The 13,132-nt window shown below is 45.1% G+C and carries 9 protein-coding genes and 3 pseudogenes; 7 read left to right on the top strand and 5 right to left on the bottom strand.

The window, feature by feature from the left end; translation table 11 throughout:
• Positions 1–113: 113 nt before the first annotated feature.
• A pseudogene (gene arfB / locus V6N89_RS20250) lies at positions 114–529 on the top strand (alternative ribosome rescue aminoacyl-tRNA hydrolase ArfB).
• A gap of 126 nt (positions 530–655) precedes the next feature.
• The gene (locus V6N89_RS20245) at positions 656–1,333 is read left to right on the top strand and encodes a hypothetical protein (protein WP_338519178.1); all 678 of its coding nucleotides are present in this window, start codon (positions 656–658) and stop codon (positions 1,331–1,333) included.
• Positions 1,334–1,373: 40 nt separating this feature from the next.
• Here the strand turns inward: V6N89_RS20245 and V6N89_RS20240 are convergent, their stop codons facing one another.
• The 4 genes from V6N89_RS20240 to V6N89_RS20225 all read right to left on the bottom strand — a co-directional run bounded on the left by V6N89_RS20240 (position 1,374) and on the right by V6N89_RS20225 (position 4,177).
• The gene (locus V6N89_RS20240) at positions 1,374–1,565 is read right to left on the bottom strand and encodes a CsbD family protein (RefSeq protein WP_338519177.1); all 192 of its coding nucleotides are present in this window, start codon (positions 1,563–1,565) and stop codon (positions 1,374–1,376) included.
• Between the two features lie 197 nt (positions 1,566–1,762).
• On the bottom strand, positions 1,763–1,960 hold the full coding sequence (locus V6N89_RS20235; protein ID WP_338519176.1) for an SIP domain-containing protein: 198 nt from the start codon (positions 1,958–1,960) through the stop codon (positions 1,763–1,765).
• Positions 1,953–2,543: a siderophore-interacting protein gene (locus V6N89_RS20230; protein ID WP_338519175.1), complete on the bottom strand. Its 591-nt coding sequence runs from the start codon at positions 2,541–2,543 to the stop codon at positions 1,953–1,955. The genes V6N89_RS20235 and V6N89_RS20230 overlap by 8 nt, the downstream gene beginning before the upstream one ends.
• A gap of 296 nt (positions 2,544–2,839) precedes the next feature.
• Positions 2,840–4,177, bottom strand: a complete 1,338-nt coding sequence (locus tag V6N89_RS20225) for an MFS transporter (RefSeq protein ID WP_346993169.1) — start codon at positions 4,175–4,177, stop codon at positions 2,840–2,842.
• An 868-nt stretch (positions 4,178–5,045) separates the two neighbouring features.
• On the opposite strand from V6N89_RS20225, the gene V6N89_RS20220 reads away from it, so the two are divergent.
• The 5 genes and pseudogenes from V6N89_RS20220 to V6N89_RS20200 all read left to right on the top strand — a co-directional run bounded on the left by V6N89_RS20220 (position 5,046) and on the right by V6N89_RS20200 (position 11,366).
• Entirely contained in the window at positions 5,046–7,631 is a 2,586-nt protein-coding gene (locus V6N89_RS20220; protein WP_346993168.1) for an efflux RND transporter permease subunit, read from the top strand.
• Between the two features lies 1 nt (position 7,632).
• A pseudogene (locus tag V6N89_RS20215) lies at positions 7,633–8,495 on the top strand (outer membrane lipoprotein-sorting protein).
• An 18-nt stretch (positions 8,496–8,513) separates the two neighbouring features.
• The gene (locus V6N89_RS20210; RefSeq protein ID WP_346993167.1) at positions 8,514–9,947 is read left to right on the top strand and encodes a hypothetical protein; all 1,434 of its coding nucleotides are present in this window, start codon (positions 8,514–8,516) and stop codon (positions 9,945–9,947) included.
• A gap of 80 nt (positions 9,948–10,027) precedes the next feature.
• Entirely contained in the window at positions 10,028–10,240 is a 213-nt protein-coding gene (locus tag V6N89_RS20205; RefSeq protein ID WP_338519166.1) for a YgaP family membrane protein, read from the top strand.
• A 103-nt stretch (positions 10,241–10,343) separates the two neighbouring features.
• Positions 10,344–11,366, top strand: coding sequence for an FAD:protein FMN transferase (locus V6N89_RS20200; protein WP_346993166.1), 1,023 nt, complete (start codon positions 10,344–10,346; stop codon positions 11,364–11,366).
• A 137-nt stretch (positions 11,367–11,503) separates the two neighbouring features.
• Here V6N89_RS20200 and V6N89_RS20195 read toward each other — a convergent pair.
• A pseudogene (locus V6N89_RS20195) lies at positions 11,504–13,126 on the bottom strand (hypothetical protein).
• Between the last annotated feature and the right edge of the window lie 6 nt (positions 13,127–13,132).

Below are 13,132 nucleotides of genomic sequence, written 5' to 3'. Positions count from 1 at the left end.
CTTTAGGTTACTCAAGATAACCTGTTACACTAACAGGTAGCGGCGTGGGTTGGGCTAGGTGCTTTTTGAATATTAATAGCTTACGAGATGTGTCTCAAAATGAGTAGCGAGTAATGGTATTGGAAATAACTTCATCGATTACTATCGATGAAAACGAAATTGATATGCAGGCAATACGAGCACAAGGTAGTGGCGGCCAGAATGTTAATAAGGTGAGCAGTGCTATCCATTTGCGTTTTGACATTTACGCCTCTTCATTACCAGATAGGCTCAAAAATACTTTGCTTGAATTGAAAGATAGTCGCGTGACGAACGATGGTGTGTTTGTTCTTAAAGCGCAAAACTTCAGGACACAAGAGCAAAATAGAGAAGATGCAATTAACAGACTGGTCGCGTGGATTAAAGCGGCGACAGTGGAAAAAAACCAAGAAGGGCAACAAAAGTAAGTCGGTCTGTGAAAGTGCGCAGAGGCGAAGTAAAAAAACAACAAAGTGTGAAAAAATCACTACGTAAGAAAGTGGAATTTTAACAACAAATAGCCTAAAGTATGAGGCTATTAAGATGTCATTTATCAAGACAACGGAAAATTCTTAAGGCACTCAATGAATATGTCTTGTGCTTGTGCTCAACATCGGAACTTAGGAAAGCATACAAAGTGACTCGTTCAGACGTTATCCCTATGGTGCTCTTTGCGGCCATCGTAGTATCGCTTGGCATCAACACACCTCAAGCAGCAAACGAGATTATCGCTCGTTTGTTCAACAAGTCTATCTCTAATAGCGAGCTTCAGCCTACAGGTGCTGATGTTGATCGCTTTCAATCAATTCTCACGGACAAGTCTGAAAAAGAAGTGCGAACCTTGTTGGCACAGCGAGCGCTTGGTATCAAAATTACAGAATCAGTGTTGGCTGACTTCGCAAACAAAAACGAAATAGAGCCAAACGACAGTGAGATACAGTCAGCTTATTCGGTGATTAAACTGTGGACCGTTGATTTAGACGACAACGGCAACTTTGAAGAAGACGAACTAGAACGTTACCGCCTCGCAATGGCTCAGGGAATGGCAAAAAGCTGGAAAGTATCAAAGGCCCTGTATGAGGCCTACGGTGGTGACGTAGTCTTTCAGCAGGATAACCCACTCACGCCAGTTGGGGCTTATCAGAAGCTTTTTGAGCAATATCGTGAAAAAGGCGAATTCGTTATTTACGATCCCGTATTCAAAGCCGCTTTTTGGTCTTCGGTTCGCATGAAATATGCGAACACGTATGACCAAGACAATATCGACTTTTCCCTACCATGGTGGGAAAAAAGTATGACAGCCTCAGACAAATAGTTGGGCCGCATATCACACGAGGCGGCCCTAGTAACTTTAATTAGTTGAAGTATTTATCTACTTCTTTTTCTGCTTCATCTCGGCTTTTGCCGTAAGCCTGTTGAATCTTACCTACTAATTCTTCACGTCGGCCGTCAATGACATCTAAGTCGTCATCGGTAAATTTGCCCCACTTTTGCTGTACCTTACCTTTCATTTCTTTCCAATTACCTTCAATACGATCACTGTTCATAACTTGCTCTCCTTATCCAAGCATTTGGTTAAAACAACTGGCGAAAAATCGTTAACCAGTCATCTAAAAAAAAGCAATAGCTGTTCCATTACATAACATATTGAATAAGAATGGTTTATGGCTTACTAGCTTGTTTTATACAGGCAATTTAAATGCAGTATTTACAAGCTATTGCAAACCCTACACGTGTGAGTTGATTATCGCAGTGTCTTCTCAAAAGCATCGCTATCCAGCCTTTTTTCTATCTTATGCTGGTCTTCGCTTCGCCCTTTTTTCCAATAGCTGCTGATGTAAACCTGTTTGTGTGGTACTGCTTTGATGTCTTTAAGCCACGTCCTTATGGCACGCATTTCAGAAAACTCACAGGCAACCCATACCGCAGGTGTCTTAAGCATGCCAGTGACATTCATTTATTGTTTTCAATAATTCGCTGGAGACTGTCCATATGATGGTTACACCGTCTGGTTTATCCATCACTTGCTTATCTTGTTCGTGCTCAATAGCAATGACAGCATACCCAAGCGTCTCTTTAGGTAGAGACGTGAGATGATTCTTAATACTGGGTAAAGCTGTCATATCTCCGGCGAATAGTACCCAGTCATAATTGGGTGCAAGCGCTTTGCTTGAGCCTGGTCCTGCAATAAGTACGGTATCACCAGGCTTTGTCGTAGCGGCCCATGACGATGCTGGACCAGTAATTCCATTATCACTGTGTAGTACCATATCTAACTCAAGCTCATAGTTGCCATCATCAAACGAACTTACTGTGTAAGTTCGCATTACCACGTCTTCTTTAGGCATCATTGATAGCGACTCAACTGGATTGCCACTAGTGTCAAAGAGTAGCTTGATGTAGGCGCCTGGCGATACTTTTGGGAAAGCGTGAAGTGAGTCTCCAGCTAGGCGAACCCTTTGCATGTTAGGTGAAACACGTGAAGTACTTTTCACGACGACATTGTAAGGTGATGTGTTAGCCATATACCACTCCAGTGTAAAACTACACATTATACATGTAAATGATAATTATTTCTATTTGTGTGGTGTGATATCAGAATAGTGACGTGAGCAAGCATTGGCTCTTTTCATATTTAATACATTCGCGTGTATGGATAGATATAGGTAAGGTAGCGTTTAGAAAAGAAAAAGGGGCTAGAAGCCCCTTCAAAAAAACACAACATAACTTGGAAAACACATTTACACACCACAAAGACGCACACTCAACGACTTTATGTATTAAGTAAGATAGCGGAAAACTGAAAAGGTTCCGCGTTTGTTCAAATTATTAGGTAAAAAAATAAATACCTAACAGCGTGGCATGTTAAGCGTTGAGAGTGGCTTGGTATTAAAGCAGTGCTTTGTAATGCGCTGTTTGTTATCAAGTGACGGGGTGATCGGTGTTTGATTGCTTGTTTACGAAGCGCAATGTCATAAAGATAATGCACGTGGTAACGGCAATAAGTAGTGATGCAATGGCAAAAGGAAAAGCAATCTGCTGCTGGTATGCAAAGGCTGCTAGCGGTGGGCCGACAATATAGCCCATAGCGGTAGTCGCTGTTATTAGGCTTGGTGATTGAAGACTGTTGAGCATCAGAGCAATAGGTTGTCGCCGCAGCGGCTAAAGCTGGATATGCCATGCCCATGCCAATGCCCATAATCGTCATTGCAAGAAACATCATCCACATGGTGCTATGCAAGAACAAGACTAAATACGCGAGAGTAAGCAGCGGAAGCGCTATTGATATCATTGCTTCTTTGCTGATCCTGGCTTTCTGCACTACGGCAAACTGCACAGAAAGTGAGGCTGCTGCACTGCACATCATAGCAAAGCCAACTTGTCGTGCTGCATCGACAGGACTGAGTTGGTAAAAGTCGATAAAGAAAAAGCCTAGGGATTGTTGCATCATTGCCATAGCGCAAAATATGCAAATACAGGCAGCAACAAAGACGTAAGGTACCCGCGAGTGAGCGGTTTCCGGTAAATTCGTTGATGTAGTAGTCGTGTGCTGTGAAACTGTTGGGAGTGCAGGTAGCTTCAAGTAAACCAACACAAGTGCCAATAATGTGAGTAGTACGATGCTGTAAAGGGGGCAAGTAAGCCAAACCCTACAAGCAACCCTGCGTATCTTAAGCCCAATGATTTGACCTACGTTGCTTGCTGAGGTTACCTTGCTAATTGCACTAACCCGACCTTGTACCGAACTGATGGCAACGGCATACCCCACTGCTGAAGGCGGTGTGGCTGACATTATAGTAGATTGCAAACTCCTACTTAATAACAGCGCTAAAAACAGATTAGTGCCGCTTATAATGCCTGAAAAGCCTGCCATCCAAGCGCTTGCGAACGCAAACGTCCCTAAGCTATACCCCGTTAAGCCTACCATTAGAATACGTTTAAAACCTGCCCGCTTGGCAACTTTACTCCATACGTTAGTCCCTAGAGCGAATATGAAAGCAGAACTCGACATGATGGTCGCAATGTGGAATTCCGTCAGAGCGGCTTCTCTACCCATAGACGGCAACGTCGTAAGCATTACGCTTTGACCAACAGAGGTAGCAAGTAGCGCACAGAACAAAATGCGAAAAACAATGGGTGTAGTGGAAGCCAGTAACACGTAGTAAAGCCCTTAAACGCTAGGCAAGTTGGACAACAGTCAGTATATCATAGTGATACTAAAAAAATGCCCGCCAAAGGCGGGCCAAAATCAGAGGTGTATAAAGGCCGGGATGGGCCTTTGAGGGGAGAGGGTAGTCGTCGGGTGACAACTCACTAACAATGTCGACGACATTATTAGTGTCCTCACAATGGTCTCGCTGAAGCAACACACAAAGTCATCCAACGAATCCAAATTGGGTCAACAATCCCTTGCTGTACAAGACATCACTGTCGGTGCTTTCGATGTAGGCACTCTAGGACTTGTCTGCATTCCTTATGAAACAAGTTCTTTGCATCCTGCGAGTTTTACTAGGTTGTCTTTAACCTAGCCTCATCATCGACCAGCGCTTAACGAATACAAAACACCTTGTCCTTAGCATCGATATTAAAACACTCCAGTTTCCTTGTTGACCGAGTCCATTTACATTCAATGTCGTCAACATCAATATCAATCACCCATGCAATCTGGTCTCTCCGTTACTAAAGCCTTCCTAGCTACACATTGCATTCTGTCTTTATCCGTTAGTCTTAACTATGCTTTATCTGTGCCAGAAGTTAATTTCTGAAAAAATGTTTATATGTTTATGATTTTTATGTGTTTTTTTGTTTTCTTTTACGTCGTATAAAAAGCTGATACACACACATTGAAAAAAGATATGTAGTTTTTTCAATGTGTGTGTCGCGTTTTACAAACAACAAAATGTGCTGGCTCGGTACTGTTTAAAAAGTAGCTTGATCTTAGCACATTAATATAAGATTATTTATATATAAGGTTAATCTTATTTGATTTGTCTTGTCTTAAGTTAAGTTGGTTCTTTGGAGTTTTTATGACAGCACTAAGTACTCGCATCGTCGAAAAGTTATTGTGGATATCTACGCATAAAGGAAAATGGGTATATGCCGCATTGCTTGCGATAGTGCTATTTTGTGCATTCCAAATGCGTCTTATCGCGATTGATACCGACCCAGAGAACATGCTCGAACGCTCTCATCCTGCGCGTACTTTTCACAATGAGACAAAACAAACCTTCGCCATGTTTGATGCCATTGTTGTTGGCGTGATTGCCCCAACAGGGGACATCTTCACACAACAAAGCCTAGTAGCTATCGATAATCTTACGCAGCATATTTTATCTATAGACGGTGTTGTAGAACGGGATGTGATGTCGTTTTCCACGGTAGATAACATATCGCAAGGTGATCAGGGCGAGTTGGTTTTTTCTTGGATGATGTCAGCACCTCCCGAATCAGATGTCGAGGCAAAAGACATTGCCTCTGCAATTTCGCGACTGCCTATGCTAGAGGGCACGCTGGCCTCGTCGTCAGGCAACGCGGCGGCTATTTATGTACCAATAAAAGACAAAAACGAAAGTTATCGCATTGCACAAGATATTCGACTGTTCTTAGAAAACAGTGATACGAGTAACAGTAATGCAGATAGTCGAGACTCAAGTAGTGCGTTGCAGTGGCACATTACGGGTCTTCCGGTAGCCGAAGACCAATTTGGCGTTGAAATGTTCGTTCAGATGGGCATTGCAGCGCCTGCGGCGGGCTTGATGATTTTTGTTCTTTTGTTTGTGTTTTTCCGCAATCTCACCTTGATTAGTGCCCCTATGGTAGTGGCGATGGCAACCGTAATCATAACCATGGGCGCGCTTATTGGTATGGGGTTTACGGTGCATATCATGTCATCCATGATTGCGATTTTTCTTATGCCCATAGCTGTCGTAGATTCTGTACACATTCTTTCAGAATTTTCAGACCGCTATAAGCCCGGTCAAAAGGCAAATGAGGTCATTACTACCGTTGTTGAGCATCTATTTAAACCCATGCTGTTCACGTCACTGACATCGTCGGCGGGTTTCTTCTCTCTCATGCTAACGCCCATTCCGCCAGTGCAGATATTTGGTGCTTACATTGGCTTTGGTATTTTATTAGCGTTTGTGATTACCCTCACGTTTATACCAGCATACATCTCGCGCATGTCAGGTGCATCACTACAAAAACTTCAGCAATCACTTCATAAAGGTAAAAGTGACACTTTGCTACAGCGCGGCATAGACCGTGTTCGTTATGTCGCACTTAACTATAAAAGTGTGCTGATAATAACGTTTGCGATGGTGTCGGCTGTGTCGGTGTGGGGCATTACGCAAATTCAAATAAACGATAATCCCGTGCGTTGGTTTAAATCTGATCATGAAATTCGTGTGGCAGACCGGGCGCTGAATCAAGCGTTTGCGGGTACTTATAATGCTTATATCGTGATTGAGAGTAGTCGCGAGGCAGAGGGCGTAGAGCGTATTTTAGCAACGTCGCAATTACCGGGTTCGCTTAATCAATGGAAACAAGAAACGCTGACACTGCTGCGACAAGAAACTGAAGATAATCGACTTAGCCAGCTTTCATTACGTATAGATGATGCGCTTTTTGAAATAACTGACGATAGCGCAATAACGGCATTGGAAGCGCTGTCTAAACGCGTAGAAACGATTAAGCGAGAAAGCAAAGTATTCCAACAACCTGAGAACGTAGCACTGCTAGCTAACTTACAGGCCTACCTTAGTGATCAAGCGTTGGTCGGTAAATCTCAATCGCTTAGCGACATTGTTAAAGTGGTCAACCGAGAGCTTCGTTCGGGGCAAGACAAAGACTACGTACTACCCACAACACAAGCGGCAATTGCACAAACACTTTTGCAATACCAGTCTTCACACCGCCCGCAAGACTTATGGCATTTTGTAACGCCTGACTATCAGAAAACGCTGGTATGGCTGCAACTAACCAGTGGTGACAACCAAGATATGACCCAAGTAATCAAACTGGTGGAAAATTACTTTGCGCAGAATCCGTTGCCAGAAGGCTTGCGCTATCAGTGGGCAGGCAAAGCCTATCTTAACGTGGTATGGCAAGAAAATATGGTGGCAGGCATGCTCGAAAGCTTGCTAAGCGCATTCATTATTGTGTTCTTGATGATGGTACTACTGTTCCGCTCACTGGTATTTGGCGTACTTGCCATGTTGCCATTGACCATCACCATCACGTTTATTTATGGCGCAATCGGCATTGTAGGCAAAGACTACGATATGCCAATTGCCGTGCTGTCTGCGCTGACACTGGGGCTATCGGTAGACTTCGCTATTCACTTTTTGGCAAGGGCAAAAGAAATATACAAAGAAACGGGCAATGTAAACGCCACCTTAAACGCTATGTTCGACGAGCCCGCTAGTGCGATTACCCGAAATGCGTTGGTTATTGCGCTTGGGTTTACACCACTACTACTGGCGCCACTGGTGCCTTACATCACGGTGGGCATTTTTCTCGCCAGTATTATGTTTATTTCGGCGCTGGTCACCTTGTTGGTGTTACCCGCGGCCATGATCATGTTCAAACGTTGGGTTTTCAAGGAGGCCTAAAATGCGCGTTACAACTGTTCTTTCTAAGAATATAAAGTTATTCACGGTATGGGGGATAGCACTGCTTGTATCAGCCACTGCGCTCGCTGCACAGCCATCAGAGCTGCAAGCTAATACAGACATGGCACTCGATGTCGATGCACTTGTCAAAAAAGCCGAGCAGGTGGCGTACTACTCTGGCAAAGACGGTAAGTCTATGGCGCGCATGCTCATTGTGGACGAACAAGGCCGTAAACAAATGCGTCAGTTTACTATTTTGCGTAAAGACGTAACCACTGAAGAAGGCGCAGATACGGGTGACCAACGTATGCTGGTGTTTTTTAGCCGTCCTACAGAGGTACAAGGCACGGTTTTTCGTGTTGAAAAGCATGCTGACCTTAATACTGATGACGACCGCTGGCTATATCTTCCTGCGCTTGATTTAGTGAAGCGTATTGCCGCAGGTGATAAGCGTACGTCTTTCGTAGGCTCTCATTTTTTCTATGAAGATGTGTCGGGGCGCGCAATCGCGCAGGATGATTTTACCTTGGTTTCTCGAACTGATACGCATTATGTGCTTAAGGCCACCCCTAAGAAGCCTCAAAGCGTTGAGTTCACCCACTATATCGTTGAAATCGACAAGCGTACTTTCTTACCAACCACCATTAATTTTTATAAAGGTGATAACAATTATCGTCGTGTTGAAGCGGTAAGCGTGGAAACTATTCAAGGCTACCCTACAGTGGTGCGCAGTAAGGTGTCAGATTTAGCTTCAGGGGGTATACCCTAATGGAGTTTAAAGGTGTGCAGTACGACGTTGACTTACCCGATAGCATCTTTAGCGAGCGCAGTTTGCGTGTGCCGCCTCAGGCATACATCAACTAGTATGTGAGTTGTTTGACGATGCCAATTAAACATGCCAAGAAAATGCCTTTTCTTTTGCTAGTATTGCTACCGATAATGCATAGCCAAATGGCGTTTTCACAACAAACTCAAAACACGCCACAAAATGCGGACCAAAGTGCTGCTCAAGGTGCTCTGCCTCCAGAAGAACAAAGCGAATGGCAAAGCGACGGTTGGGAAAACGATGTTTGGGATGAGAGTGATTGGACAGAAACTGAGTCAAACGCGCTTAATATAAGCGGCTTTGGCGAAATCGCCATTGGTAACAGAATGCAGCGTGACACGGCCCTTAATACGCAAGGCACATTGCGTGATGCACGGTTACAGCTGCGTGCAGACTATGCACTAAGTGCGTCGTCATTTTCATCAAAAGTGGATGTTTTTTACGACGGGGTTAAAAAGCACTGGCAAAGCCAAGTGAGAGAACTGGCGTGGCAGGGTAGCTTACGTGAGTTATTACCACAGAGTGTGGGAGGCAATACTTCATGGGCTAATGCCTTTGATATGAAAGTTGGCCGACAGGTACTCACGTGGGGCACAGGCGATTATGTTTTTCTAAACGATCTCTTCCCTAAAGACTACCAATCGTTTTTTTCAGGTCGCGATGACGAATATCTGAAAGCGCCCAGTACAGCATTAAAGCTATCGGGCTATTTTGAACTGGCCAACGTGGACGTTGTTTATATGCCGCAGTTTGAGCCTGATATCGGTATAACCGACGAGGTGTTCTCATTCTACAGCCCACAGACTCAGCAAAACATTGCCCCAGCCTTTAGTGTTGTTGATGAAAATCGCCCTACCAATCGAGAAATAGCACTGCGCGTTTATAAAACTGTATCAAGCATAGAGTTTGCGGCATATGGCTATGTGGGTTACAGCAAACAACCTACCGCGTTTGATATAAGCGGTCGCCCTCGCTATAGCAAAATGAACGCGTATGGCTTGAGTGCAGTTGCTTCCATTGGAAGCGGAATTGCCAACGCCGAATACGTATTTTACAACAGCACAGAAGACACCGCTGGCAGCAACCCGTTTATACCTAATGATCAAAGCCGTTTTCTTTTAGGTTACAGCCAAGAGCTTGTGGCCAACGTTAACGCGGGTGTGCAGTGGTATACCGAGTATACCCATGATGCCGCAAGGCTAGATCGCACCATGGGCACATTGGAAACCCTACAAGAAAAATATCGTCATTGGGCTACGGCGCGCCTGACATGGATGGCCCTTCGTCAAACACTTAACGTAAACGGCTTTATTTTTTATTCCCCCAGCGACAATGATGCTTACCTAAAGGCAACCGTCACTTATTCGCCTACCGATAAATGGCAAATTCGAAGTGGAATTAACCTGTTTGTCGGTGACAATCCATCCACTTTTTGGGGGCAGTTTGAAGACGCCAGCAATGCGTATGTTGCGTATCGCTATTTTTATTAACGTCAGTTTGAAAAGACTGTCAGGTCAATCGTTTGGTGTTTCTGACAGTCATCACATAAGTAAAGTGAAGAGGAATTATCATGTCTCAAGAAAAAGCTCTAACTGCATTTGCAGGTTTTATGGTGTTACTGTCGGTGGCGCTTACCCACTTTGTGCACCCTAATTTCCTGTGGTTTACCGTGTTTATCGGTGCCAATTTATTCCAGCAAAGCTTTACAGGATTTTGCCCAGCCACGCTTTTCTTTAAAAAGGTCTTAGGGCTTAAAAGCGAGCGCGAATTGGCAAATCGGTAGCAGGGCTCACTCAAGGCCCTTTAAAAATGTTCAGTAAAAAGGCCCGGATATAAAAAATACCCAGATATAAATGTCAACACCCGCCATTTAAAAGGGGTGTGCTATGGTAGTGCTATCGTTACATGCAATTTTTTTCAAAGCTATGCGAACTGACAGTATGAAAAAGTGGCTAGTACTATTGGCATTTTGGGGAGTATGTTCACCCAACACACTATTAGCAGATTGGTTTTGGGGCAATGCTAGCATTATGGGTACCAATATCGAGGTGCAAGTGTGGGCTGATAACAAAGCCCAAGGTGACGCTGCTATTGAAACCGTCTTCACTCAAATGGAGGCGGTTAACCAACTTATGAGCCCTTACATTGAAACGAGTCAGCTTGCCATGCTTAATCGCGAGGCAGCCCAGCACCCTGTAAAAGTCGATACCGCTTTGTTTGAACTTATCGAAAAAGCCAACACCTTTAGCGCGATGAGCCATGGTGCCTTTGATATTACCTTCGCTAGCGTTGGCTTTATGTACGACTATCGCAACCACGCAAAACCCGATCAAGACCGTATTGATAAGCAGCTGAACGCCGTAAATTATCGCCATATTGCGCTAGATAATGAAGAAAACACCGTTTTCTTTAACCATCCCGACGTTAAAATTGACCTTGGTGGTATAGGAAAAGGCTACGCTGTTGATAAATCGATAGAAGCACTGATTGCGATGGGGATTGAACATGCGCTGGTCACTGCAGGAGGCGATACCCGTCTTCTGGGAGACCGACGCGGTAGGCCTTGGGTAGTGGGCATTCGCGACCCGCGTAACGACGACAAGCAAGCAGTAAGGTTACCCCTTGAGAGTATCGCCATTTCGACATCCGGCGATTATGAGCGTTATTTCGAAGAAGATGGCAACCGATACCATCATATTCTGTCACCTAAAACAGGCAAGTCAGTGTATGAAGTGCAGTCAGTGTCGATCATTGGGCCATCAAGTACGATTAACGATGCTCTTTCTACTACTGTATTTGTGTTGGGCGTGGTCGACGGCATTAATCTAATTAATACCTTACCTGACTATGAAGCTATCATTTTGGATAATGAACGAAAGCTCCACTACTCGGCGGGATTAACGCAGTAGAGTTAACGTGTTCGCACAGCAAAACGAAAACGTTAGCTAGAAAAGGGGCGCTGCGCTTATCAGCCCCTTTATCCTTTACCCTTTAACCTTCATTCACCATTATTAATGGTATATAAGCCCAATTAAAAAGCGCACTATCAAATAGTGCCACTGACGATAGGTTCAAAGGCAGTTAGGCTGTCCATTAACGCACTGTTACCCAACCCGTGATTAGGAAACGTCGACGCGAACTGTCCTTGCTCTCCATGCAGAGCTAAATAATTCAGAATAATGGTTTCAACCAGCAAATTAACATTGTTTGCTGCTGGTGTTGACGCTGTTTCTACTGAACCGTCGCTGCGCATAAAGCCAAGCTGCTGATGCTGCGCCTGCATATCTGGCGTTGCGCCTATGAGCTGCGGTGCGCCGCCGGGGTTGTACACCAAGAAAAATGAGGCGGACGTTGATGAGTTGTCACCCGTCCACACTCCTTTGCCACGGCCGTTTTCTGAGTCATCCACCATACCGTTACTGAATACCGAACCATCACTGCAGACATACATCATAAGCGGCATGCCCACTCGTGCTGCGTATTCTAAGCATGCACCCATGCAGCGTCCTGCTCGGCGGTCGCGCACTTCACCGGTGGCGCGGCTACCGTCGTGATAATCATATCCGCCCATTGTAATTGTGCCAGCACCTAAGCAAAGCCATTAATTACCAACTTCATAACAGAAGCGGTTTTTCTAAACTCACCGTCACCGCTGAATTCTTCTTCACCGAATATGCCGTCGCTGCCCACAATAACGGGGTCGAGTGCAGGGTCTAGTGTTGAAGGGTCGCCAAATCGGTCGGTAATGTCTGCGCTTTTCACATATCCACAGCGCACCATGTCTTTGACGACTTCGTCAGCAGTAATTTGTGTGTTGACGTTATTTAGCTTCATATCGCTAATACGCTGAATCGACTCCATCACCGCCACCGAGTCTTGCTGACTTAATAAGCCAACTAAATCGCCGGTGTCTACAAGCCCAGTTACATCAGACGGTCTGTCAATTTTGGTGGGTCTGACGGCAGCGTCAATCATGGCTGCTTAGCGCCATTGAATTACCGCCTGAGTCGCTGTTGCGGCTACCTATCAAGGTAAGCAGTGACCCATCCGCGCCTGCGCGATTAATACCGTACATGGGGTTGTGCGGGTTGTTACCCGTATCATTTTCTGAGCGTGCGGGAATGACAGCGCCATTAATGTTGGCGCGATTAGTTACGCTGACTTTATCGAGAATGCCCTGTAAAAAAGCACTGTCGCTGTGAAACGCTAGGCCTAATTCGTTATTCACAAAGTCAGATAGACCAGTGTCAGGATTAGCAATGGACGGCACCATATCACCCGGCAGGCCTTGGCGAGAGTAGCCAGCGGTGCTCAAAAAGTCGAGTTGTCCGCCGCGACCACCTATCAGTACATTCGAGCCTGCTATATTCGCACCGCCTGCAAGATCAAAAACGATAAAGGGTATTTTCCCCGCACCTTGGGATGCAATACCACAGGTTGCTTTTAAGGCTTCTAAATCGGCTGATAGCGTGGCGTGTGCCATTTTAGGGTTGGCAAATAGGCTCATTACTGAGCCCCCCATAACCGTGGCTGCCCCCGTACAAAAACCTTGTGCGATAAACTCGCGGCGACTCATTGGGCGGCTGTGATCAAGGTGATACAAAGGAGCATCTGCACTTGCTGCTTGCTTAGGGCGTTTCTTAAAAAAGTGTGATGTAAGTTTTGCCATAATTGT

The sequence above is a fragment of the Alteromonas gracilis genome (assembly GCF_036870955.2).
GTDB lineage: Bacteria > Pseudomonadota > Gammaproteobacteria > Enterobacterales > Alteromonadaceae > Alteromonas > Alteromonas gracilis_A.
The sequence above is the reverse complement of the archived record's forward strand: the minus strand, read 5'-3'. Positions and strand labels throughout refer to the sequence as shown.